Here is a 21,511-nt window from a genome sequence, read left to right as displayed (position 1 = left end):
GGAGTAAAAGCGGAAAACGCCAAAACGGCCAGACATCCGGGCGCCCTAGGGGCGCCCGGATTCAGGGGCTATTTCACCTCATAGCTGGCGGCGGCCAGCACTTCGCCGGAGCCGCCGCGCTGGGCGATGATGGCCCATTTGCCGGGGGCGTCCGCCTTCAGCGCGACCCGCACCGTGGCGCGGGCGGGGACGGGAACGGTGTCGTGCCACCAGGGTTTCCAGCCGTCGTCCATGCCGTCCAGCACCCGCACCGGCATGCCGTGGAAATGCACCGCGACGGGTGACTCCACTTTGTTCGATAGGGTGATGACCACGGACTTCCCCGTTTGCACCACCCCGAGTGAGACAAAATCCTTCAGATGTGTCGCATTCGGCCCCAAGGGCAGTTCGAACCGGGCGGCCCCCTCCAGGGGGATCTTCTCGGGCAGGTCGTTGGTCGGCAGCGGCGCCGGGGTGGCCGGCGGCGCCGGCAGATTGCTGGCTCCCACCGGGGCTATCAGGGCCAGCTGCACCGGGGCGCGGGTGGTCTCGATCTCCAGCACGATGGGATCGCCGCTGCCGCCGTTGAGGTTCACATCCAGCGCCAGATCGATACGCCCGCCGGGCACCAATTGCACCCGGCCGTCCTTGAGGGCGAACGGGGTGGTGGGCTGGCCGTCGATGGCGATCACCCAGCTCTGGGCATCCACCACATGCAGCCGCAGGAATTCCAGCGAACCATTGATCAGGCGCAGCCGGGCGCGGGCGGCGGCGGGGGCCTGGAGGGTGGGGGAGACCGCGCCGTTCACGGTGATGAGCGGCACCGTCATGCTGGGGTCCGGCGCCCAGGTCTGGATGAACATCACATGGTCGGCGCCGAACGGCGAGGGGCCGGGCTCGTCCACGATCAGTGCGCCGGACAGCGCGCGATTGGCCTGGGCCGGGTCGAAGGCGTGATACCAGAAGGTGCCGGCATCCGGGGGCGTGAAGCTCAGGGGCCGGTTCTGACCGGGGGCGATGGCCGGGCCGGTGAGGCCGGGCACCCCGTCCAGGGCATTGGGCACCCGCACCCCGTGCCAGGTGAGGTCGAACGGGGTCTTGAGATCGTTGGCGGCGACCACCGACAGGGGCGCGCCCTTCTTCACCCGCAAGGTGGGGCCGGGCAGGGCGTCCGCGAACAGGTCCAGCGGCTTGCTGCCGGCCAGCTCGATGCGGCTCGCCGCGGCGGCCTTGAGCGAGACCGGGGAGGCCGGGGCGGCCGTCTGGGCGGAGGCCAAGCGCGGCAGGGCGCCGCTCAGGGTCAAAGCTGCGGCGCCGGTCAAAGCGGCGCGGCGGGAAAACAGCGGTACGCGCAAGGCATCTCTCCGCGACTTGAGAAGCAGGCGGGGCGACCTTCTCTTGTCGGCGGGCAAAGGGCAAGGGGCGATTGGCGGCACCATTGTCCCGCCAATCGCGACCTCAGGCGGCGGTCTGAGTGGCGATGCCGTCCAGCGCGGCCAAGTCCGCAGGAGAGAGAGCAAGCGCTGCGGCGGCGAGATTCTCGGTGAGATGCGCCACCGACGCGGTGCCGGGAATCAACAGGATGTTAGGCGAGCGGTGCAGCAGCCAAGCCAGAGCTACCTGCATGGGCGTGGCCCCAAGGCCGTCGGCCACCTGGGACAGAACGGTGGATTGCAGCGGGCTGAAGCCGCCAAGGGGGAAGAAAGGCACATAAGCGATGCCGGCACGGGCCAGATCGTCGATCAGGGCATCGTCGGCCCGGTGGGCGAGATTGTAGTGGTTCTGCACGCACACGATGTCGCAGAGGCCCCGCGCGGCGGCCACTTGGGCTGAGGTGGCATTGCTGAGGCCGATGTGGCGGATCAGCCCCCGGCGCTGCAGCGCCACCAGCGGCTCCAGCAGCGGCGCCACGTCCCCTTCGGCGGGGACGTGAACACCGAACATGAGGCGCAAATTCACCACGTCCATCACCTCGCGGCCGAGGTGGCGCAGATTGTCCTCCACCGCCGCCGTCAGTTCCGCCGGTGCGAAGGCGGGGATCCACGCGGCATCGGCACCCCGCCGCGCGCCCACCTTGGTGACGATCACCAGATCCTCGGGATAGGGCGCCAGCGCCTCCCGGATCAGCTGGTTGGTGACGTGCGGCCCGTAGAAATCGCTGGTATCGATATGGTTGACGCCGGCGGCCACGGCGGCGCGCAGCACGGCACGGGCGGCATCGGGATCCTTGGGCGGGCCGAACACGCCGGGGCCGGCCAGTTGCATGGCGCCATAGCCGAGCCGCCGCACCGGGCGGGTGCCGAGGGTAAAGGTGTCGGAGAGATCGAGAGGCATTTGGGGGGCTCCTGAGGGTGCCGCAAGCTACTCCCGCGCCATCCACACGATAATCCGCTATAATCCGCACGGGCTGTGCAGGAAGGCGAACAATGCAGGTGCGGCTGGACGATCTGAACGCCTTTCTTGCGGTGGCGCGGGCCAAAGGGTTCCGCGATGGCGCCCGCGCCAGCGGCGTCAGCGCGTCGAGCCTGAGCGAGGCGGTGCGCCGCATGGAAACCCAGCTTGGGGTGCGCCTCCTGCACCGGACCACCCGCAGCGTGGTGCCCACGGAAGCCGGGGCCCGCCTGCTGGAACGCCTGGCGCCGGCGCTGACCGAGGTGGAAGCGGCCCTCGACGTGGTGAACGGCTTCCGCGACCAGCCCAAGGGGACATTAAAGCTGAACGTGCCCATCAGCGTCGCCCGGCTGGTGCTGCCGGCGCTGGTGCCGGGGTTTTTGGCGGCCCATCCGGATATTCAGCTGGAGGTGACCGCCGAGGACGGATTTGTCGATCTGGTGGCCTCCGGCTGCGATGCGGGCATTCGCTATGACGAGCGGCTGGAGCAGGACATGATCGCCGTGCCCATCGGCCCGCCGCTGCAGCGCTTCGCCACTGCCGCCGCGCCCGCCTATCTGGATCGGCGCGGTCGGCCCGCCCATCCCAGGGATCTGCTCGCCCATGCCTGCCTGCGCGGCCGCTTCGGCTCCGGGGCGACGGTGCCATGGGAATTTGAGCAGGCCGGCGCGGTGGTGCGGATCGAGCCGGCGGGGCCGCTGATGGTGGTGGGGGGCGCCACGGTGGACCTGGCGGTGGCGGCGGCCCTGGCGGGCGCCGGCATCATCCATCTGTTCGAGGACTGGCTGCGTCCGCATCTGGACAGCGGCGCCCTGGAGCCGGTGCTGGAGCCGTGGTGGCAGAGCTTTTCCGGTCCGTTCCTCTATTATCCCGGCCGGCGGCTGGTGCCGGCGCCGCTGCGGGCGTTCATCGACCATGTGAAGGCGGCGGGCCGGTGAGGGGCGGTGCGGGGCGCGGGCGGGCGCGACGGCGCGGAAGATCCCGCAGGATCGCCGTTCACAGGCCCGCTTTTTCTTGCTGCACCGGGAACGCAGCGTGATATAAGCCGCAACCCGGCCGGACCCGAGTCATTGGTCGAGCGGGCGATGATCTGTGTGCGCGCGGTCTGCGCGGGCGTATCGGAAAGTCGACTGCATGCGGGCGTGGCGGAACTGGTAGACGCGCGGGATTTAGGTTCCCGTGGCGAAAGTCGTGGGGGTTCGAGTCCCTCCGCCCGCACCACGTCTCCCACTCGTTTCCGTTGGGATGTATCGGCTCCTCGGTACCGGGGAGACCGCACGAGTTTCGATTGAATCTGCCGCGCGCGGCACTGGAATGAAGGCAAGACGATGCAGGTGACCGAAACCCAGGCCGAGGGCCTCAAGCGCGCCTATACCGTGGTGCTCCCCGCGGCCGAACTCGATGCCAAGGCCAAGGACCGCCTCATCGAGCTGAAGGACAAGGTGAAGATCAACGGCTTCCGTCCCGGCAAGGTGCCCGTCGCGCACATCAAGGCGCTGTACGGCAAGTCGGTGATGGCCGAGGTGATCGACCAGGCCGTGACCGAAGCCAATGGCAAGATCGTCGAGGACAACGGCCTGCGCCTGGCGCTGCCGCCCAAGGTCGAGCTGCCCCAGTCCGAAGACGAAGTGAAGAGTGTGATCGAAGGTCTCACCGACCTCACCTACACCGTCGAGCTGGAAGTGCTGCCCAAGATCGAGCTGGGCAACTTCAAGGACATCGCCATCGAGAAGCCGGTGGCCATCGTCACCGACGCCGAAGTGGACGAGACCGTGACCCGTCTCGCCGAGGGCAACCGCCCCTACACCCCGAAGGACGGCGCCGCCGCCTCCGGCGACCGCATCACCGTGGACTTCGTGGGCTCCATCGACGGCGTGCCGTTCGATGGCGGCGCCGGCGAGGCCGTGCCGGTGGTGATCGGCTCCAACAGCTTCATCCCCGGCTTCGAAGAGCAGCTGATCGGGCTCTCCGCCGGTGAGGAGCGCACCGTGAACGTGACGTTCCCGGTCAACTATCTCTCCGACACCCTGGCCGGCAAGGATGCCTCGTTCGCGGTGAAGGCCTCGGCCGTGGAAGCCCCGGGCGAGATGGCCATCGACGACGCCTTCGCCACCTCGCTGGGCCAGGAAAGCCTGGAGAAGCTCAAGGAGCAGGTGCGCGAGCGCATCGTCAAGGAGCATGACGGCGCCACCCGCCAGAAGGTGAAGCGCGCGCTGCTCGATGCCCTGGACGCCACCCACAAATTCGACGTGCCCCCGACCCTGGTGAGCCAGGAGTTCGACGGCGTGTGGGGTCAGGTCCAGCAGGATCTGGCGCAGCAGAAGCGCACCTTCGCCGACGAGGGCACCACGGAAGAGGACGCCCGCGTCGAGTATCAGCGCATTGCCGAGCGTCGCGTGCGCCTCGGGCTGGTTCTTGCGGAGATCGGTGAGCGCAACAATATACAGGTCACCGACGACGAGGTGACGCGCGCGGTGGTGGAGCGGGCGCGTCAGTTCCCCGGCCAGGAACAGCAGGTATGGGATTATTATCGCCGCACGCCGCAGGCGATGGCGTCCCTTCGTGCACCCCTGTTCGAGGAGAAGGTCGTCGACTTCCTGCTGGAGCTTGCGAACGTGACCGAAAAGCCGGTCTCGCGCGAGGAGCTCTATAAGGAAGATGAGGAGAAGGCGGCCTGATCAGGCCTCCTTTTTTCAGTCCCTCTTCGCCTGCGACGAAATCGCGCGCCATTCCCGCGCCGAGGACCGAAAATGCGTGATCCTGTTGATACCTACATGAATTACCTGGTCCCCATGGTGGTCGAGCAGACCAACCGTGGGGAGCGGTCCTACGACATCTATTCGCGCCTTCTGAAGGAGCGGATCATCTTCCTCACCGGTCCGGTGGAAGACGGGATGTCGACCCTGACGGTGGCGCAGCTGCTGTTTCTTGAGGCGGAAAACCCCAAGAAAGAGATTTCGATGTACATCAATTCCCCCGGTGGAATTGTGACCTCGGGCCTCGCCATCTACGACACCATGCAGTTCATCCGCCCGGCGGTGTCCACGCTCTGCATCGGCCAGGCCGCCTCCATGGGCTCCCTGCTGCTCACCGCCGGCGAAAAAGGCCTGCGGTTCGCGCTGCCGAATGCTCGAATCATGGTCCACCAGCCTTCGGGCGGGTTCCAGGGCCAGGTGACGGACATCATGCTCCACGCCAAGGAAATCATGAGCCTCAAGCAGCGGCTCAATGAAATCTATGTGAAGCATACCGGCCAGGAGCTGAAGGCCATCGAGGACGCCCTCGAGCGCGACAACTTCATGACCGCCGCCGCCGCTGCCGAGTTCGGACTGATCGATTCCGTGCTCGACAAGCGGCCCGCCGATGAGGCCGCCAAGGCCTGATCGGGTCCGTTTTCAGGGGGCAGCGCACGCGTCGCACTTGCGTGCGCTGCCATATCGCGCTTGCATGCTCCGGTAGCCGGCATTGGATCGGCTGCGTCGGGGTATCGCCGTAAGGCGTTTCGCCGGGGAGGTGACACCCGCCTCGGTCGCTCCGACGCAGCCATCGCATCCGATGGCGGCGCACGATCCGGCGTGCGCGATGGATCTTCCTTCGTTCAAACTGGATCGATCTGGCAGAACAGATCAGGCACATTATATGCATGTGCCTTGATTGCGTCCTCCAGGGATGCTTCGGTGACGTCCTGCCGCAAGGTTGCGGCGTTAGGGTGAGAGAACGGGCACTGTCCAGGGTGTCCGGGATGTGACAGCCGCGAGGCTGGAGGTCCCCAGGCAGCCGCAAGGTCGTGAGGGGTAGCTGAGGTGCGGTCGCAAGGCCGCAAGGGGAGCGGGGCGCATTAGCGCATCGCCCCCGCAAGGGTTCCGTCTCGCGACGGCGGGAGGCCCCTCCAAAGGGCATCGCGTCTTGCGTGGGTCGGACCGCACGGAGATGAAGATGAGCAAGACCGGCGGCAGCGACAGCAAGAACACGCTTTACTGCTCGTTCTGCGGCAAAAGCCAGCACGAGGTCCGCAAGCTCATCGCAGGGCCTACGGTCTTCATTTGCGACGAGTGTGTCGAGCTGTGCATGGACATCATTCGCGAGGAGAGCAAGTCCTCCCTCGTGAAGTCGCGGGACGGCATCCCGACCCCGAAGGAAATCCGCAAGGTCCTGGATGACTATGTCATCGGCCAGGAGCATGCGAAGAAGGTCCTCTCGGTGGCGGTGCACAACCACTACAAGCGCCTAAACCACGCCTCCAAGCATGGCGATGTGGAACTGGCCAAGTCGAACATCATGCTGATCGGCCCCACGGGCTCCGGCAAGACGCTGCTGGCCCAGACGCTGGCGCGCATCCTCGACGTGCCGTTCACCATGGCCGACGCCACCACGCTGACCGAGGCCGGCTATGTGGGCGAGGATGTGGAGAACATCATCCTCAAGCTGCTCCAGGCCGCCGACTACAATGTGGAGCGGGCCCAGCGCGGCATCGTCTATATCGACGAAATCGACAAGATCAGTCGCAAGTCCGACAATCCGTCCATCACCCGCGACGTGTCGGGCGAGGGCGTGCAGCAGGCGCTGCTGAAGATCATGGAGGGCACTGTGGCCTCCGTGCCGCCCCAGGGCGGCCGCAAGCATCCCCAGCAGGAATTCCTGCAGGTGGACACCACCAACATCCTGTTCATCTGCGGCGGCGCGTTCGCCGGGCTGGACAAGATCATCGCCACCCGGGGCAAGGGCGGCACCTCCATCGGCTTCGGCGCCAAGGTCGCCTCGGTGGAAGACCGTCGCCCCGGCGAAGTGTTCCGCGAAGTGGAGCCCGAGGATCTGCTGAAGTACGGCCTGATCCCGGAATTCATCGGCCGCCTGCCCGTGCTGGCGACCCTGGGCGATCTGGACGAGGCCGCCCTCAAGCAGATCCTGTCCGAGCCCAAGAACGCGCTGGTGAAGCAGTATCAGCGCCTGTTCGAGATGGAGAACGTGGATCTCACCATCCATGAGGAGGCCCTCGGCGCCATCGCCCGCAAGGCGATCGAACGCAAGACCGGCGCCCGCGGCCTGCGCTCCATCATGGAAGGCATCCTGCTGGACACCATGTTCGATCTTCCGGGCCTGGAAGGCGTGGAAGAGGTGGTGATCAGCAAGGAAGTGGTCGAGCAGGGCGCCCGCCCGCTCTACATCTACGCGGACCGTGTCGGCGACGCCGGCGCCAGTGCGTGAGGGGCTCTGCCCCCTGTTCTTCCCCCGCCGGTGAAAGGCGGGGGAAGTGCCTGATATCGCCCTGGGAAAGACGCTGGACCATCCCGCGTTGGGAATGTTTCCGGCGACCTTGAAAGCCTATGGCGCGCTCTCCATTTCTGTAGAGAAGATTCCGGTCAACGGGTCTCGGTTCCTGTGCCTCCCGCGGCAGTTCCGCCGCATCAGCATTGAAATCCCGATCCCGTCCCGGCTGCGCGATGCAGGCGGATCATCTTCCGTTTGCATGAGCGCCTTATGAAAGGATTGGGTCATGACGAGCCCGAAGCCGCGCCCCCCTCTCGTTCCCGGCGTCGCCCAGACGTACCCGGTGCTCCCCCTGCGGGACATCGTGGTGTTTCCCCATATGATCGTCCCCCTGTTCGTGGGTCGCGAGAAGTCGATCCGCGCCCTTGAAGAGGTCATGCGCGGAGACGGCTACATTCTGCTGGCCACCCAGGAGAATGCCTCCGACGACGATCCGGCCACCGATGCCATCTATCGCGTCGGCACGCTGGCCACCGTGCTGCAACTGCTGAAGCTGCCCGACAACACCGTCAAGGTGCTGGTGGAAGGCGTCACCCGGGCGCAGGTGGTCCAGTATACGGACCGCACCGACCTCTATGAGGCCGAAGCCATCACCCTCGACGGCGATGCCGGCGACCCGGTGGAGGCCGAGGCGCTCGCGCGCTCGGTGGTCAACGAGTTCGAAAACTATGTGAAGCTCAACAAGAAGGTGTCGCCGGAAGTGGTGGGCGTCGTCGGCCAGATCGACGACCATGCCAAGCTGGCCGATACCATCGCCTCGCATCTCGCGGTGAAGATCCCCGAGAAGCAGGCCGTGCTGGAGACCATCAAGGTCGCCGACCGGCTGGAGAAGGTGCTGGGCCTGATGGAGAATGAAATCTCCGTGCTCCAGGTGGAGAAGCGCATCCGCACGCGGGTGAAGCGCCAGATGGAGAAGACCCAGCGCGAATACTATCTCAACGAGCAGATGAAGGCGATCCAGAAGGAACTGGGCGACGAAGACGGTCGCGACGACCTTCAGGAACTGGAAGACCGCATCAAGAGCACCAAGCTCACCAAGGAAGCCCGTGAAAAGGCCACCCATGAGCTGAAGAAGCTGCGCCAGATGTCGCCCATGTCGGCGGAAGCCACCGTGGTGCGCAATTATCTGGATTGGCTGCTGTCGATCCCGTGGAGCGTGAAGAGCAAGATCAAGAAGGATCTGCCCTTCGCCCAGTCGGTGCTGGATGCCGATCACCATGGCCTGGACAAGGTCAAGGAGCGGATCATCGAGTATCTGGCGGTCCAAAGCCGCGCCAACAAGCTGACCGGCCCGATCCTGTGCCTGGTCGGACCGCCGGGCGTGGGCAAGACCTCGCTGGGCAAGTCCATCGCCAAGGCGACGGGCCGTGAGTTCGTGCGCGTCTCCCTGGGCGGCGTGCGCGACGAAGCGGAGATCCGTGGCCACCGGCGGACCTATATCGGCTCCATGCCGGGCAAGATCATCCAGTCCATGCGGAAGGCCAAGAAGTCCAATCCGCTGTTCCTGCTGGATGAGATCGACAAGATGGGCGCCGATTTCCGCGGCGATCCGTCCTCGGCTCTGCTCGAGGTGCTGGATCCGGCGCAGAACGGCACCTTTGCCGATCACTATCTGGAAGTGGACTACGACCTCTCGAACGTGATGTTCGTGACCACCGCCAACACCCTCAACATCCCGCCGGCACTGCTGGACCGGATGGAGGTGATCCGCATCGCCGGATACACCGAGGATGAGAAGCTGGAGATCGCGCGCAAGCACCTGATCCCCAACACCATGCAGAAGCATGGTCTGCAGCCCAAGGAATGGTCCATCGACGATGGCGCCTTGATGCAGGTGATCCGGCGCTACACACGGGAGGCGGGCGTCCGCAACCTGGAGCGTGAGATGTCCACCCTTGCCCGCAAGGCGGTCAAGGAACTGATCATGTCCAAGAAGAAGTCGGTGAAGGTCACCGCCAAGAACCTCGAGGACTTCCTCGGCGTGCCGCGTTACCGGTATGGCGAGATCGAGCGCGAGGATCAGGTGGGTGTGGTCACCGGTCTGGCCTGGACCGAGGTGGGCGGCGAGTTGCTGACCATTGAAGGCGTCATGATGCCCGGCAAGGGCCGCATGACCGTGACCGGCAATCTGAAGGAAGTGATGAAGGAATCCATCTCCGCGGCCGCATCCTATGTGCGCTCGCGGGCCGTGGACTTCGGCATCGAGCCGCCTTTGTTCGAGCGTCGCGACATCCACGTCCATGTGCCGGAGGGGGCCACCCCGAAGGACGGGCCGTCGGCGGGCGTGGCCATGGTCACAACCATCGTTTCGGTGCTCACGGGCATTCCCGTGCGCCGCGACGTGGCGATGACCGGCGAGATCACCTTGCGCGGCCGCGTGCTGCCCATCGGCGGCCTCAAGGAGAAGCTGCTGGCGGCGCTGCGCGGCGGTATCAAGCGGGTGCTCATCCCCGAGGAGAACGCCAAGGATCTGGCGGACATCCCGGACAATGTGAAGAACGCACTGGAAATCATTCCGGTGACGCACATGGACGAGGTGCTCACTCATGCCCTGGTGCGCCGTCCCGAGCCGATTTCCTGGACCGAACGTCCGGTGAGCGGCGCGGAAGCGGTTGTCGCGGATGACGATGCGGCCGGTGTGGTTGCGCACTAAGCGATTTCAACGGGTTAGCTAATTACAACGGGCGGCGCGAACCTCGCGCCGCCCGTTTTCTTTTGTCTGCGAAACGGTGGGAAATCCTGCATTTATGCGGGTTTGTGGCGCTTGCCGCTTGCAAAAGCCACATTTTCCGTAAAGCTTCCCGCGCATCGTGATGGCCCAGGCCCCGCGATTCGAAGAGAGACAATGGAAGGAACGGTCACATGACCACCAAGAACGAACTGATCGCCGCGGTGGCCGAAGAGGCCAAGCTCACCAAGGCGGCTGCGGCGGCTGCTGTGGACGCAACGTTCGACATCATCGCCAAGGCGCTGCAGGACGGCGAAGAAGTGAAGCTGATCGGCTTCGGCTCCTTCTCGGTCGTCACCCGCGCTGCCCGCGAGGGTCGCAACCCCCGCACCGGCAAGCCGGTGAAGATCAATGCGTCCAAGGCTCCCAAGTTCACGCCCGGCAAGGGCCTGAAGGAAGCCGTCAACAGCTGATCTGACGTTCCGAGCGGCGCTCCCCCGCGGATGCGGGTGGAGCGCCCCGGACGCGTCCTGCGGATCCGGGGCTGGCTTGTGCGGCACTTCGGCTCCGAACTCTCCTGACGGGGCCTCCCAGGCCCTCTGAAACCACCTTCCGCGAGCCCATTGGGTCCAATCCCCATGGTTCGCCCTTATCTCCGCCTCTGGGGCCGGCCATCGGCGCCGCACGACAGGCCCCCGGTGGGGATGTCCGGCGCATCCCGACAGGCACTCATCTCTCTCTCGCGCTCTGAGTCGGTCTTTCTGAATCAATCTTCGGCCGTGGCGGAGGGCTCCTGCGCGGTGTCAGCGCCGCCGCACGAGCGGTGCGGCGACCGCCGGCGAAGGTGCGGTCCTGGGCATGGAACGCCCCAGCCTCTTGCGTCCAGGGAGCCTGGATGGTTAAACCGCGCGTCTCGACCGGTGCGCCGTATGTTGCGGTGGGCGCGCGGGTCAAGGGCGGTTAGCTCAGTTGGTAGAGCATCTCGTTTACACCGAGAGGGTCGGCGGTTCGAGCCCGTCACCGCCCACCAGTTTCACAGGTTTCGGCCCCATCCATTTCCAGGCGTGCGTGCAACGTTCGGCTTTAGCCCAACCAACACGCGTTGCCGTGTCAGCCCCACGACAGCCAAGGGCGGTTTCCTGTTACTTCAGGCAATGCCGAAGGTTCGGTCGCATCCGGTGAAGATCGGGGCGCTCGGGGGGGCCTTCACGTAGCGCCCACTCTCACGCGTAAGGTCACCCCCATGGGACGCCATATCTTTCATGTGAGTGCCTGGTCCGTTGCTGAGCATCAGCAGCAGAATCGCCGGGCTGCGAAGCGATACCCCACCTCGCAGCGGGCCTGGATCATGCGCGACGATCAGCAGGTCTGCTTCGGCGAGATCACCGACATGTCGTCGCGCGGCGCCCAGATCCGTATCGCGGCCGAAAAAGAGGTTCCGGACGAGTTCAACGTCCTGATTCTCGGCGAGACCTTCATGAAGAGCGTGCCGGTGGCCCTCCAGTGGCGCGACGCGGGCCGTGTGGGCGTGAAGTTCCTTTCCGACGGCGTGGTCTACTGATCCCCGTTCCAGCCCGTCCAGGCGGCTCCTAACGCCAGCGTGGCGCTGGCTCACCGTTTCTGATCTGGTTCTTATCTGGCGCTCTGCGACGTCCGTCCGCGCCGCCCGGGCGCAGGCCTTGGCCCCGCCGCGCACCGCGCGCCAGGGATCGCACCGTCCGCATCGTACCCGGTGCGGTGCATCCGCGCCCGCTCCTGACCGGCGTTCTTCTGACCAACGCGCCCCTGGCCACGCATCTCCGGTCCTTGAGGTCGGTCGTTGAGGTCCTGGCCACGGAGTTCCTGGCCACCTTCCTTCTGGCCACGTTCCTCCCGGCCGGACCCTGTGGGGCATTCTGGCGTCGCCTCCGCATTCCCCGCCTGTCCTCCGCTCCCGCGTCACCGGTCGCCCCATGGCCCCAGCTCCCGGCCTGCCGCGCGCGTGTCGCGCCACGCGTCGTTTGCCGGCGGCGCCGCGCACCGGGTCGGCGCGAGTCGGGATCTGAAAAAGAATGAGACAAGCCGCACGCCGTGGTGGCCCGATGCCAGCGGCACGGGGGAGGGGCGCACCACGCGCGCCGAAGGCAGAAACGTGCCCGCCGCGGCGGGTCTCGCACGGGATCGTCAGCGTTTGCGCGGGGAGTTTTGCACAGGTGTCATGAAAACGAATTGCCCTCGCTTGACTTGATAAGTGGGGCGCCGTATCAACCGGCCACTCGACGCGCCGCCCCCTGCTGGCGGCCGCTTCGGGGGTGTAGCTCAGTTGGTTAGAGCGCCGGCCTGTCACGCCGGAGGTCGCGGGTTCGAGCCCCGTCACTCCCGCCATTCACTTCAATGACTTGAGCCGTTTTCGCGCTCGGTTGTGACACTTTCCCCTCCATCGATGTGACACTTTGTGTGGCCTTTTGTTCGCGCATGCGCGCCCGGCCCACGGTTCGAGCATTGTCCACCTGCCGCACCGTTGCAACTTCCACGGGGTTGTAGGTCTTCTGCAATCGGCTCGATGCGGACAGGGTGTTCGCCATCTTGGTGGACACGCTTCCGGCGGACGCGCCGCCCGCGAACGCCTCGACGGTGCCGGAGCGGCGCATGTCCGCCAGCTGGCGTCGCTCGGTGGGGCCGAATACCAGCGCCCGCACGGTGGCAAAATCCTTCCCCAGTTTGTCCTTGGTATAGGGGCGCGGCGCCCATGGCCGGCCGCCGCCCTCGGTGGCGCTGATCGCCCGGGTGCGGAAAATAGGCGCGCTGTCGATCAGGATGAAGCCCAGCCCGGCCACATAGTGATCGAGAATCGCTTCCGACCACTGCGACAGCGTCGCGGCAGCGGCGCGCCCGGTCTTGGCCCGGGCTACATCGAAATAGCTGCCCTGGCCGTCCCGCAGCCGCTGCGCCGGCGTGAGGGTGCGCACATCCACCGGGGACAATTGGCTGTCCCACGCCACGGCCATGCACGCCGCCAAGCCGGCATAGCCCGCCCGCCATGCGCCCTGCACCAGGCGCTTTACGTCATGATCGGTCCATAGATGGGCGCGCGGCGCCGGTGCGGAGTTGGGCATGGCCAGCGAGGGATCGCGCTCGCGCTCGCAATAGCCCATCACCGACATGCGCTTCCACAGCGCCCGCCAGATCTTGATCACCCGGTGGGCTTCGCTCTCGGAGATGCATTCCACCACCGTGGCGCGGAAAGCCTGCATCATTTCCGGCGGGATGGTGCGGGGATCGAAGTCACCAAAGGCTGGGCCGATCCAGCGCCAGGCGCGTGGCCAGTCATCCCGGCTTGAATGCTCGGATGTCCATTCGGTCTTGGCCAGCCGGCGCCCTTCGGCCCGCATGCCCATGGCCCGCACATAGCCGTCGCCCACGCTGCCGGGCGGAAAGCGCGGCGCCTCGGTGCCGCCACCGCCGCGGCGGGCCTTGTCCCACTCGCTATTGAGGCGGATGGCGGCGATTTTGTCGGCTTCGGTGAGGGCGGGGCCGAAGGTGATGAGCCGGAAGCCCATGGCGCGCATGGCCTTGGTGGGGCGCCAGCGCCACCGATTCTGCAAAAACACCAGGTAACGGATCTTGTCAGTTCCCACGGCTCTCTCGCAAACTGGCGATGCGCGCCATCCCGGACACTCGAGCGTCGCGCGGTCCGGCCGGCGCCGTCAAGGCGCTGCGCTGGTCCATCCATTGGTCGATCGCCTGCAGGTCGAAGCGCCCGGTGTCGGGGTCCGCCAGCGGAAAGCCGCGCGCCTGCAGCTTCAGCAGCACGGCAGTGAATTCGGCTTCCGACATGCCCAGCCGGCGGGCGGCGACATGGGTCGGGACATCGCGGGGATCGACGTGGAAGCGCATGTCAGTCCTCCATCTTGGAGGTGTCGGGGGTGCCGCCTTCTTCGTTGGCTTCCTGCATAGCCTTGGCCAGATTGACTAGTTGCTCGGATGGGGTCAGCTTGCGACCTCGCCGCACGTCCTTGGCTGCAATAGCGAGCGCCATGCGGCTGGTGGGATGCCCCGCATAGGGATGCTCCCAAATCATGCTTTCTATCAGCTTTGCGGCGTCCTCCCGCACCTCCACAGCATCCACCCCCTTGGGGGCCTGAACAGGCGGCCGCTGTGATTGCCAGCCTGCAGGAAGGTCGGCGTTTTTCTTGACCGGCCATGCCTCCATGAGATCAGCCTGCGAGCGGGCCTTCTCAATAATATCAGGCGCCGCGCCGCCGGCTTCCGCCATGTCCGACCACGCCCGCACGGTCGCGGCGCCCGCGGCGTCCTGCCCCCGGACGAGAAACACGGGCTCGCCCTTGGGCACGAACCGAGTGGTTCCGTTCGTGGTGATCGCCACCACCTCATCTGAGGCACCGTGCGGATCGCGCAAGCCGAGAACGTGGCGCGCCAGGCTGCGAGCGTGCTGGCCAGGTGCCGACGCGAACTGCATCGAAAGAACCACCTCCGCCAGTTGGCGCGCTTCGTCCCCATCTGCCCCCCCCTTGGGGGAGGGGGTGAGAGCGGCGACGCGCTCGCCACGCTGGTGGATCATCATCGCAAGATTGCCAACATCTATCGGATCGCCCTTCTCGACGTGATTACGAAGAAGTCGCGTCAAAGCCGAATTCGAACACGCTCCCTTGTCGTCCCAGCCGCCGCGGCCTTCTGCGCGCTTCTTCGCGAGCTTGGCTTTCATAGCGACCGCGAAGCGGTCAACCGCAAGATCGTCGGCGTGGCTCGGCTCGGCTGCGAGGACGGAACGAGCGGCGTCGATCGCGGGCTTCATGTCCTCAATCAACCAGCGCTGGATCTCAGCCCTATTTGTCTGCCCAGACTTGGTGTTTTCCCACGCCGCCACAACGGCTCGAAGAGCCTCACGAGATTGGCTGTCGCAAGGCGTTTCCTTCACCCCCACAGAAGGGGCATAGACGGAGGCGCGGGCGAACCAACCCTTCAGCAGCATCCGGGTTGCCGGGAACAGATAGTCCCCATCTGCACCTTTGGTGATGATGAAGCCTTCACCGGACGCCCACTTTTCGAACGCCTCGCGCTCCTGTGTTTCGCGGCTCATTGGGTCTCTCCCGCCATAGGTGAAGGTCGGCCGATGCCCGCCGCGAACTGGAACAGCCCCCACGCCTCGCGGGTGTCGGGGTGCCTGTACTCGCCGGCGGTGTAGCGGGTGAGGTCGTAGCCGCGCGGGGCGGCGTAGCGCTCGAAATGGGTGCGCGGGTCCAGGCCGTCGCCGTCCGCGACGATGGGGGCGGGCGCGCTGCTGCCGAGCTTCGGGGCGGTGGCGTCGCGCCAGGCTTGCCAATCGGCGGCCACCAGCGGAAACAGGGCGCCGACGATGGTTTTCCAGCGGGTGACGGTCTCGCGCACCGGGGCGGTGCCGTCATCGGCGGCGATGTGGTGCAGGGTCACGTTGCAGGCCTGCGCCAGCATGGGCCATGCGGCGCGGCCCTGGCTGTGGTTTTCGCGGCGGGCGAAGGCGGCAGCATCGCAGATGGCGATGCGCAGGGCCGGCATATCCTCGCGCAGGCGCGCCAGATCCGGCGTACGGCCATCGGCTCCGAGGACGGCTTGCGCGATCTTCACCAGCTGGAACAGCGTGCCGCGGTGGGTGGTGCTGTCGGAGATCATCGGCGGGCCTCCGGCATGGCGTTGTGCTCGATGCCGTCCAGCAGTCGGCCGGCGGCGCGCTTACCGATCCGCCCCATGTTCAATCCGTCAGGAAAGACGTGAACTAGTGAAGGATTGGCCTCCGCACGCGCCTGAAGCCGGCAATTGGTGAGCGTGTCATAGGTGAGCACGCTCGGTGGCGCCCATTCTCCCCATTGCTTGAAGAAGAACGGCACGTCCGCGGCTGCGCACTGGTCGCGGATGGCCCGCACCCAGTCGGGGTGCATAGGCCGCGCGGAGGGGCCGCTCTCGCCGCCGCCGATGATCCAATCTAGTCCGGGCGTTTCCACCCGCGACGGGCCGCCGCCCCATTGCCAAACGCCGGTGAGGCTATTGGCATAGGCGGCAAAGGTGCGGGGACTAATCCGCGCAAAATTGATTGGCCCAAGCAGCGGCTCAGCCGAGACGAAGCGCACCGCCGCTGGCGTCTCCAATAGATCCGGCACGCGCTCATCGGCGCGGCGCTGGTCCTCGGCCGACACGCCGAGCTTGACGTTCGGAAGTGGCCACTGGCCGGGCGTGGCCTCCAGCCATTCCTTCCCTGTGATCGAGAGTGCGGCCTCGTGAATGCGATCCGACCCGGAAATTGGCGAACCCGACCTGCACCAAGTCTCGCGCACCTCAGAGCAATAAGCCCGCATCCGCGCGCTGCGCTTCGTCAGCACCTGGAATGTGTGCTGCGGAGCCAGGGCCATGACGGCGAAGACGCGGTCGATCCATTCGTCTGGCACGCTCTCATGAAAGAGGTCGCCCATGCTGTTCACGAAGATCTTGCGCGGCCGGCACCAGCGCAGCGGCTGGGTTAGGATGTGCTCGGGTGCGAGCGCGACCTTGCCGGTCCACACCGCGTTGCCGTTCACCACCTGCGTGGTGCCGGCATAGTGGCTGCCGGGCTGCATGGCCTCGATCCGCCGGGCCATCTTCATGGCGTAGCAGTTGGAGCATCCCGGCGAGACGATGGAGCACCCGACGATGGGATTCCATGTCGCCTCGGTCCATTCGATGTTGGACTTATCAGCCATCATCGCCTCCAGAAGGTGAGTAGGAGAAGCGCGGCGTGGGCGATCAGCACCACGCCGGCGGCGTAGAGCGCAAAGCCGGTGGCGCCGACCATGAGGGCGGGCGCGGCAATGGCTTCGGCCGTGAGCGGTGGCAGTGCGGCGGTGGGCCGGCGGAAGGGGATGACTTCGCCCATCACGCGGCCTCGCCACGCGCTTGAGCGCTGTCGATGTTGGCCAGCATCGGCTTGAAGGTGTAGGCGGCCACCCATGGGTTGGCGTCCCAGGCGCCGGGGCCGTTGATGGCGTCCCATAGGGTGCGGTAGCTATCGCGCGCGTCACTGAAGTGCCGCTTCGCGATTTCGTCGCCGCGCAGATAGTCGTGCCATCCCCACGTGCTGGGCATGCCAGCAGCGTGGTCTTTCTCGACCCCCTCCGCTATCGCATCTTCCTCGCTGATGTCCTGCAACCGCTCGACCTTGACGCTGGTGACCATGAGCGTGATGCGGGAAGCCCAGCGGGGCATGTGGATGCATGGCGTCCAGCGCCCGCGATCCGTGATCGTGCGCTCTGGAGACAGCCCGTCGGCCTCGTACCAAAGCCCAGATGGGTTGGATGGTGATCCCTGCTCACGCCGCCAGAATGACGGCGACCAAAGACTGGGCTTGCTGGGGGCACAGGCGCCACATGCGACCGTCTCCCGCACCCACAGGCGGTCGCCGGAACGGATTCGCACTGGCAACGGTGATAGGTGGTCGCCTACGGAGCCAGTCACGTGCCATGAGCCATCTGCCATCATGAAGGGGTGATCTAGATCGCCTGGCTGGAATGGTAGGACGCGCCGCGTCTGCGTCTTCCCGAAGCCGGGTTTCTCAATCTCCCGCAGGTTGGCCCGGACCATGGGCGCGCTGAACAATATCGGGCGGTCAGCCATAGCGTCCTCCCACTCAAATGCGCATCGGCATCAGCACAAACTGCGCGGCGGGGTCATCGGCCCCGCTGATCAGTGCGGGCGAGCCGGCATCGTTGAGGGATATGCGCATGTCATCGCTGGCCATGGCGGCGGCGATGTGCAGGGCATAGGTGGGGTTGAAGCCGATCTCCAGCGGCGGGCCGGCGTGGGTGCTCTCCACTTTGTCCGTGGCCTCGCCGGTGTCGGTGCCGGTGACCGAGAGGGTGAGCCCGTCTTCCGCGAAGGCGAACTTCACCGCGCGGCCCTTCTCGCTGATGACGGTGGCGACGCGGGCAACGGCGGCGGTGAGGTCCGCGCGCTTGAGGGTGACGGCGGTGGCGCCCTGGGCGGGGATGACGCGGGCATAGTCCGGATAGGTGCCGTCGACCAGCTTGGTGATGAGCCGGGTGCCGCCGGCCTCCAGGCACAGCTTGGTGGTGTTCACCGCCAGCTGCGCGGCATCGGTGCCGTGGGCGGTGAGCATCTTGATCATCTCGCCCACCGCCTTGCGGGGGAGGATGACGCCGGGCATGCCTGCGCTGCCCTCCGGAGCCTCCATGCGGCGCAGTGCCAGGCGGTGGCCATCGGTGGCGACGGCGGCCAGATGTGGCGCGCCGTCATGCTGCACCAGGTGCAGGTAGATGCCGCACAGATAATAGCGGGTCTCTTCGGTGGACATGGCGAATTCCACCGTCTCCAGCAATGCCCGCAGCGCCTGCGCCGGCACGCTCCACGGGGATGGCATCTCGCCGGTGGCGAGGCTGGGGAAATCAGATTCGGGAAGGGATTGCAGATCGAACTTCGCCCGGCCGCTGCGCAGGGCGGCGCGGCTGGTATTGGCCGGATTGGCGGTGATCTCGATGTCCGTGCCTGCGGCCTTGGCGGCGATGTCCTTCAGTTGCGCGGCGGGCAAGGTGACCACGCCCGGGGTGGTGATGGCAGCGGGCACCTGGGTGGTGGCCTCCATGTCCAGATCGGTGGCGGTGAGCGACAGGCCGTCCGCGCCGGTGCGCAACAGCAGATTGGCGAGGATGGGAATTGTGTTGCGGCGCTCCACCACCCGGAACAGGTGCGCCGTGGCCGCCGCCAAGGCGGCGCGGGGGACGGTGAGTTTCATGGGGCGCCTCTAAAAGGGGATTTCGTCATCACCCGGCTGCGCGGACACGGTGATTGGCCCCGTGAAGGGCGTAACTTTCACCATGTCCGGCACCTTGGCGGTGGCGACTGCTGCGAGGACGATGAACTCTTCGGAAGGATTCATCCGGGCAAGCCGGCGAGCCTCTCTCATGGCCCCTTCATACGATGGGTGGCGAAAGGTCGGCGCGCGCCCGGCTGGGTTCCAAACCATGTAAAAACGTTGGCTCATCGTTGCGACTCCTCGGCAGACCCCATGGGGCGCCTCAAGCGGGAAGGAGCGAGAACAGATCGGGCGCGGATGGTGCCGCCGGCTTGGCGGCGCGGGCGGCGCGCAGTTCCGCCCGCAGGATGTCGCAGGTGAGGGCGCGCAGCCGGCCAGCCAGCCGCGCGCTCTGATCGTGCCGGCGGCGGTCACCGGCATAGGCCGCGATCATCTCGCGGCGCTGCGCCTTGAGGGTCGCGGCCTTGGCCATGGCGTCAGAACTCGAAGCGGGTGGGATCGACGCCGAGGCGGGCGGCGATCTTCTTCAGCACCGCGTCTTCCTGCGGCTCCAGTTCGCCATCGGCGTTCGCCACATCCAGGGCGATCAGATACACGTCTTCGGCCATCTTGCCGTCATCGCGGCCCTTGATGTCATCGAGTTCGCGCGCCAGCGCCTGGCGCCCGCTGGCATCCTTGGCCCGCTTGAACATGGTTTCGGCGGTCTGCGCGATGATGTTCTGCTGATACATCTTGCTCAAAACCGGATGCGAGGACAGCACCCGCTCCACCTTGGAGCGCTCGCTGTCTTCGATCTCGCCATCGGCATTGGCCACCAGGGCGGCCGCCGCGCAGACGGCTTCCAGATAGTCCTTGTTGTGCGAGTAATCGGCCTGCACTTCCTTGGCGCCGGCCTTGAATGCTTTCTTCAGTGCTCCAAACATCGGAAGTCTCCAAACAGAAGGGAGGGGGTGCGGCTGAGCCCCAGCCGCAAGGGTCGTTTGCGGAATCCTCTCCTGGGCTACGCCTTGCGCCAGAGCGCGAAGCGGTAGCCCAGCCAGAAGGTGACGCCGGTCCAGCACAGCCCGGTGGCCAGTTCCGGCAGGTTATTGATGACGGCGAGCCACATGGGATCAGCCCGCCATTTCCGGCGCGCCTTCATAGGCGGGCAGGCCGGTTTCAGTGGCGGCCTGGGCAAGATCCTGCTGCACGCGCTCGCGCAGCCAGAATTCCCAGCGATAGAGGTCATAGAACCAGGTGATGTCGGCGCCCTTGATCCGGTAGCGGATGCGGGCGGGGATGCGCACCGGTGGCACCTCGGCATCGCCGGAGATGAAGGGCGCCACCGACAGCATGAAGATGCCGGGGATGTCGATGGGCTCGCCATTGGGGCCGGTGTGCTCGGTGGTGAAGATCACCTGCCGTTCGCCCGTCTGCAGGCGCGTGCCCTGTTTCACCTTGCCGCCGACGTTCACTTCCAGCGAGCGCGAGAGGTCGATCAGCTCGTTGGGCGAAGCAAAGCGGGCCTTGAACTTGGGCTCATACTCGCTCTTCTCGCCATCCAGCGGCGCCGCAAGTTCCGCGGCATGATCTTCCAGGAAGTGGGCGAAGATCTCCTGCGACATTTCCTTGCTGTTGAAGCCGATCCAGGCCTTGAATTCCTCGGTGAGCGGGAAGGTGTATTCGATCCGGTGCCGGCCCCACCGGGCTTCGCGCTCTAGACCGTGATAGTCGATCACCGCCGTGAGCTTGGGATTCGGCCAGGATGTGGCGGCGAAAATGGCGCTGCCGTCATCCTTGTGGCGATTGGTGAGGGCGATGAAGGTGGACAGGGTTTCCACCTTGGCGGTGCCCTTGCGCTCCATGGGCGGGCGGGCGGCCTCGATGTGCTCCAGCACCGGGATGATGGTCTGTTTCTGCCGGTTGAACAGCACTGGAACCTGATCAGGCAGGCCGGGCCCAAGGCCTTTGGTGGGCAGCATGATCAGTTCGGGGGTGGTGGCGTCGCGGCCAAGACCCACAAGAATTTCGACGGCATCGCCATCGGGGAAGGTGGAAGGCGTCATGGTCTTCTCTCTCGGTTGAAAATGAAGCGAACGATGATCAGCCGCTCACGCGGGCCGATGCGTCGCGGGGGCCGGCGAACATGTCGGTCTGGCTGGGGTGCTGCACCGAAAGCCCGCCTTCCAGCGGCCAGAAGGTGGTGCTGTGCAGGCCCTTCTCTTCCGGCGGCTTGAGCTTGCAGGTGGGCTTGATATCCACCTTGTCGCCCAGCTTGGTCAGTTCCAGGGTCACGGTGAGGGTGGCCTTGGCCTTCTCTTCCGGATGCTGTTCCAGGGCTTCAAGCGCCCGGCCCAATTCGGCATCCAGCTTTTCGGAAAACTTGCCGCGATTGAGCAGGCCCAAGGCCTGGGTGAAACTTCGCACGATGCGTTCATTGCGTTCCATGG

Annotated in this window: 22 protein-coding genes and 3 tRNA genes; 11 read left to right on the top strand and 14 right to left on the bottom strand. The window is 66.0% G+C overall.

Going from position 1 to position 21,511, the window contains the following annotated elements; translation table 11 throughout:
* Window positions 1-68 precede the first annotated feature (68 nt).
* Both AAG816_RS11770 and AAG816_RS11765 read right to left on the bottom strand, forming a co-directional pair.
* Window positions 69-1,334 carry a multicopper oxidase domain-containing protein gene (locus AAG816_RS11770; protein WP_341989813.1) on the bottom strand — a complete coding sequence of 422 codons (1,266 nt, stop codon included), beginning with the start codon at window positions 1,332-1,334 and terminating at the stop codon, window positions 69-71.
* A 103-nt stretch (window positions 1,335-1,437) separates the two neighbouring features.
* Entirely contained in the window at window positions 1,438-2,313 is an 876-nt protein-coding gene (locus AAG816_RS11765; protein WP_341989812.1) for an oxidoreductase, read from the bottom strand.
* Window positions 2,314-2,405: 92 nt separating this feature from the next.
* On the opposite strand from AAG816_RS11765, the gene AAG816_RS11760 reads away from it, so the two are divergent.
* From AAG816_RS11760 to AAG816_RS11710, 11 genes are all read left to right on the top strand, one after another.
* Entirely contained in the window at window positions 2,406-3,308 is a 903-nt protein-coding gene (locus AAG816_RS11760; protein ID WP_341989810.1) for a LysR family transcriptional regulator, read from the top strand.
* A 198-nt stretch (window positions 3,309-3,506) separates the two neighbouring features.
* Window positions 3,507-3,591, top strand: a tRNA-Leu gene (locus tag AAG816_RS11755).
* A gap of 107 nt (window positions 3,592-3,698) precedes the next feature.
* A complete protein-coding gene (gene tig / locus AAG816_RS11750) occupies window positions 3,699-5,048 on the top strand; it encodes a trigger factor (RefSeq protein WP_341989809.1) in 1,350 nt (449 codons plus the stop codon).
* 72 nt (window positions 5,049-5,120) lie between these two features.
* Window positions 5,121-5,753, top strand: coding sequence for an ATP-dependent Clp protease proteolytic subunit (locus tag AAG816_RS11745; protein ID WP_341989808.1), 633 nt, complete (start codon window positions 5,121-5,123; stop codon window positions 5,751-5,753).
* A gap of 553 nt (window positions 5,754-6,306) precedes the next feature.
* Complete coding sequence (clpX, locus tag AAG816_RS11740) at window positions 6,307-7,575, top strand: ATP-dependent Clp protease ATP-binding subunit ClpX (protein WP_341989807.1); 1,269 nt, start codon at window positions 6,307-6,309, stop codon at window positions 7,573-7,575.
* A gap of 46 nt (window positions 7,576-7,621) precedes the next feature.
* Window positions 7,622-7,852: a hypothetical protein gene (locus tag AAG816_RS11735; RefSeq protein WP_341989806.1), complete on the top strand. Its 231-nt coding sequence runs from the start codon at window positions 7,622-7,624 to the stop codon at window positions 7,850-7,852.
* A 12-nt stretch (window positions 7,853-7,864) separates the two neighbouring features.
* Window positions 7,865-10,291: an endopeptidase La gene (gene lon / locus AAG816_RS11730; RefSeq protein ID WP_341989805.1), complete on the top strand. Its 2,427-nt coding sequence runs from the start codon at window positions 7,865-7,867 to the stop codon at window positions 10,289-10,291.
* 209 nt (window positions 10,292-10,500) lie between these two features.
* Window positions 10,501-10,779, top strand: coding sequence for an HU family DNA-binding protein (locus AAG816_RS11725; RefSeq protein ID WP_341989804.1), 279 nt, complete (start codon window positions 10,501-10,503; stop codon window positions 10,777-10,779).
* A 481-nt stretch (window positions 10,780-11,260) separates the two neighbouring features.
* Window positions 11,261-11,336, top strand: a tRNA-Val gene (locus AAG816_RS11720).
* Between the two features lie 213 nt (window positions 11,337-11,549).
* On the top strand, window positions 11,550-11,867 hold the full coding sequence (locus tag AAG816_RS11715) for a PilZ domain-containing protein (protein ID WP_341989803.1): 318 nt from the start codon (window positions 11,550-11,552) through the stop codon (window positions 11,865-11,867).
* A 726-nt stretch (window positions 11,868-12,593) separates the two neighbouring features.
* A tRNA-Asp gene (locus AAG816_RS11710) sits at window positions 12,594-12,670 on the top strand.
* 1,242 nt (window positions 12,671-13,912) lie between these two features.
* On the opposite strand, the gene AAG816_RS11705 is transcribed toward AAG816_RS11710, so the two are convergent.
* The 12 genes from AAG816_RS11705 to AAG816_RS11650 form a co-directional block, all read right to left on the bottom strand.
* Entirely contained in the window at window positions 13,913-14,182 is a 270-nt protein-coding gene (locus tag AAG816_RS11705; RefSeq protein ID WP_341989802.1) for a hypothetical protein, read from the bottom strand.
* Between the two features lies 1 nt (window position 14,183).
* The gene (locus AAG816_RS11700) at window positions 14,184-15,386 is read right to left on the bottom strand and encodes a hypothetical protein (RefSeq protein ID WP_341989801.1); all 1,203 of its coding nucleotides are present in this window, start codon (window positions 15,384-15,386) and stop codon (window positions 14,184-14,186) included.
* A complete protein-coding gene (locus tag AAG816_RS11695; protein ID WP_341989800.1) occupies window positions 15,383-15,955 on the bottom strand; it encodes a hypothetical protein in 573 nt (190 codons plus the stop codon). The genes AAG816_RS11700 and AAG816_RS11695 overlap by 4 nt, the downstream gene beginning before the upstream one ends.
* Window positions 15,952-17,016, bottom strand: a complete 1,065-nt coding sequence (locus tag AAG816_RS11690; RefSeq protein ID WP_341989799.1) for a phage Gp37/Gp68 family protein — start codon at window positions 17,014-17,016, stop codon at window positions 15,952-15,954. Before AAG816_RS11690 ends, AAG816_RS11695 begins: the two co-directional genes overlap by 4 nt.
* Window positions 17,016-17,189 carry a hypothetical protein gene (locus tag AAG816_RS11685; protein ID WP_341989798.1) on the bottom strand — a complete coding sequence of 58 codons (174 nt, stop codon included), beginning with the start codon at window positions 17,187-17,189 and terminating at the stop codon, window positions 17,016-17,018. The genes AAG816_RS11690 and AAG816_RS11685 overlap by 1 nt, the downstream gene beginning before the upstream one ends.
* Window positions 17,189-17,488: a hypothetical protein gene (locus tag AAG816_RS11680; RefSeq protein ID WP_341989797.1), complete on the bottom strand. Its 300-nt coding sequence runs from the start codon at window positions 17,486-17,488 to the stop codon at window positions 17,189-17,191. The genes AAG816_RS11685 and AAG816_RS11680 overlap by 1 nt, the downstream gene beginning before the upstream one ends.
* Window positions 17,489-17,939: 451 nt before the next feature.
* On the bottom strand, window positions 17,940-19,061 hold the full coding sequence (gene dnaN, locus AAG816_RS11675) for a DNA polymerase III subunit beta (protein WP_341989796.1): 1,122 nt from the start codon (window positions 19,059-19,061) through the stop codon (window positions 17,940-17,942).
* Between the two features lie 9 nt (window positions 19,062-19,070).
* On the bottom strand, window positions 19,071-19,310 hold the full coding sequence (locus AAG816_RS11670) for a hypothetical protein (protein WP_341989795.1): 240 nt from the start codon (window positions 19,308-19,310) through the stop codon (window positions 19,071-19,073).
* A gap of 34 nt (window positions 19,311-19,344) precedes the next feature.
* Window positions 19,345-19,554, bottom strand: a complete 210-nt coding sequence (locus tag AAG816_RS11665; RefSeq protein ID WP_341989794.1) for a hypothetical protein — start codon at window positions 19,552-19,554, stop codon at window positions 19,345-19,347.
* Between the two features lie 4 nt (window positions 19,555-19,558).
* Window positions 19,559-20,005 carry a TerB family tellurite resistance protein gene (locus AAG816_RS11660; protein ID WP_341989793.1) on the bottom strand — a complete coding sequence of 149 codons (447 nt, stop codon included), beginning with the start codon at window positions 20,003-20,005 and terminating at the stop codon, window positions 19,559-19,561.
* Window positions 20,006-20,194: 189 nt separating this feature from the next.
* On the bottom strand, window positions 20,195-21,127 hold the full coding sequence (locus AAG816_RS11655; RefSeq protein ID WP_341989792.1) for a DUF2303 family protein: 933 nt from the start codon (window positions 21,125-21,127) through the stop codon (window positions 20,195-20,197).
* Between the two features lie 37 nt (window positions 21,128-21,164).
* On the bottom strand, window positions 21,165-21,509 hold the full coding sequence (locus tag AAG816_RS11650) for a hypothetical protein (RefSeq protein ID WP_341989791.1): 345 nt from the start codon (window positions 21,507-21,509) through the stop codon (window positions 21,165-21,167).
* Window positions 21,510-21,511: the final 2 nt, after the last annotated feature.

This window comes from Azorhizobium sp. AG788 (assembly GCF_943371865.1).
GTDB lineage: Bacteria > Pseudomonadota > Alphaproteobacteria > Rhizobiales > Xanthobacteraceae > Azorhizobium.
The sequence above is the reverse complement of the archived record's forward strand: the minus strand, read 5'-3'. Positions and strand labels throughout refer to the sequence as shown.

Excerpts from the sequence above, each read along its gene's own strand:
- AAG816_RS11765 (WP_341989812.1), bottom strand. The coding sequence starts at position 2,313 with ATGCCTCTCGATCTCTCCGACACCTTTACCCTCGGCACCCGCCCGGTG.
- AAG816_RS11760 (WP_341989810.1), top strand. The coding sequence starts at position 2,406 with ATGCAGGTGCGGCTGGACGATCTGAACGCCTTTCTTGCGGTGGCGCGG.
- tig (WP_341989809.1), top strand. The coding sequence starts at position 3,699 with ATGCAGGTGACCGAAACCCAGGCCGAGGGCCTCAAGCGCGCCTATACC.
- AAG816_RS11745 (WP_341989808.1), top strand. The coding sequence starts at position 5,121 with ATGCGTGATCCTGTTGATACCTACATGAATTACCTGGTCCCCATGGTG.
- clpX (WP_341989807.1), top strand. The coding sequence starts at position 6,307 with ATGAGCAAGACCGGCGGCAGCGACAGCAAGAACACGCTTTACTGCTCG.
- lon (WP_341989805.1), top strand. The coding sequence starts at position 7,865 with ATGACGAGCCCGAAGCCGCGCCCCCCTCTCGTTCCCGGCGTCGCCCAG.
- AAG816_RS11725 (WP_341989804.1), top strand. The coding sequence starts at position 10,501 with ATGACCACCAAGAACGAACTGATCGCCGCGGTGGCCGAAGAGGCCAAG.
- AAG816_RS11715 (WP_341989803.1), top strand. The coding sequence starts at position 11,550 with ATGGGACGCCATATCTTTCATGTGAGTGCCTGGTCCGTTGCTGAGCAT.
- AAG816_RS11705 (WP_341989802.1), bottom strand. The coding sequence starts at position 14,182 with ATGCGCTTCCACGTCGATCCCCGCGATGTCCCGACCCATGTCGCCGCC.
- AAG816_RS11700 (WP_341989801.1), bottom strand. The coding sequence starts at position 15,386 with ATGAGCCGCGAAACACAGGAGCGCGAGGCGTTCGAAAAGTGGGCGTCC.
- AAG816_RS11695 (WP_341989800.1), bottom strand. The coding sequence starts at position 15,955 with ATGATCTCCGACAGCACCACCCACCGCGGCACGCTGTTCCAGCTGGTG.
- AAG816_RS11690 (WP_341989799.1), bottom strand. The coding sequence starts at position 17,016 with ATGGCTGATAAGTCCAACATCGAATGGACCGAGGCGACATGGAATCCC.
- AAG816_RS11685 (WP_341989798.1), bottom strand. The coding sequence starts at position 17,189 with ATGGGCGAAGTCATCCCCTTCCGCCGGCCCACCGCCGCACTGCCACCG.
- AAG816_RS11680 (WP_341989797.1), bottom strand. The coding sequence starts at position 17,488 with ATGGTCACCAGCGTCAAGGTCGAGCGGTTGCAGGACATCAGCGAGGAA.
- dnaN (WP_341989796.1), bottom strand. The coding sequence starts at position 19,061 with ATGAAACTCACCGTCCCCCGCGCCGCCTTGGCGGCGGCCACGGCGCAC.
- AAG816_RS11670 (WP_341989795.1), bottom strand. The coding sequence starts at position 19,310 with ATGAGCCAACGTTTTTACATGGTTTGGAACCCAGCCGGGCGCGCGCCG.
- AAG816_RS11665 (WP_341989794.1), bottom strand. The coding sequence starts at position 19,554 with ATGGCCAAGGCCGCGACCCTCAAGGCGCAGCGCCGCGAGATGATCGCG.
- AAG816_RS11660 (WP_341989793.1), bottom strand. The coding sequence starts at position 20,005 with ATGTTTGGAGCACTGAAGAAAGCATTCAAGGCCGGCGCCAAGGAAGTG.
- AAG816_RS11655 (WP_341989792.1), bottom strand. The coding sequence starts at position 21,127 with ATGACGCCTTCCACCTTCCCCGATGGCGATGCCGTCGAAATTCTTGTG.
- AAG816_RS11650 (WP_341989791.1), bottom strand. The coding sequence starts at position 21,509 with ATGGAACGCAATGAACGCATCGTGCGAAGTTTCACCCAGGCCTTGGGC.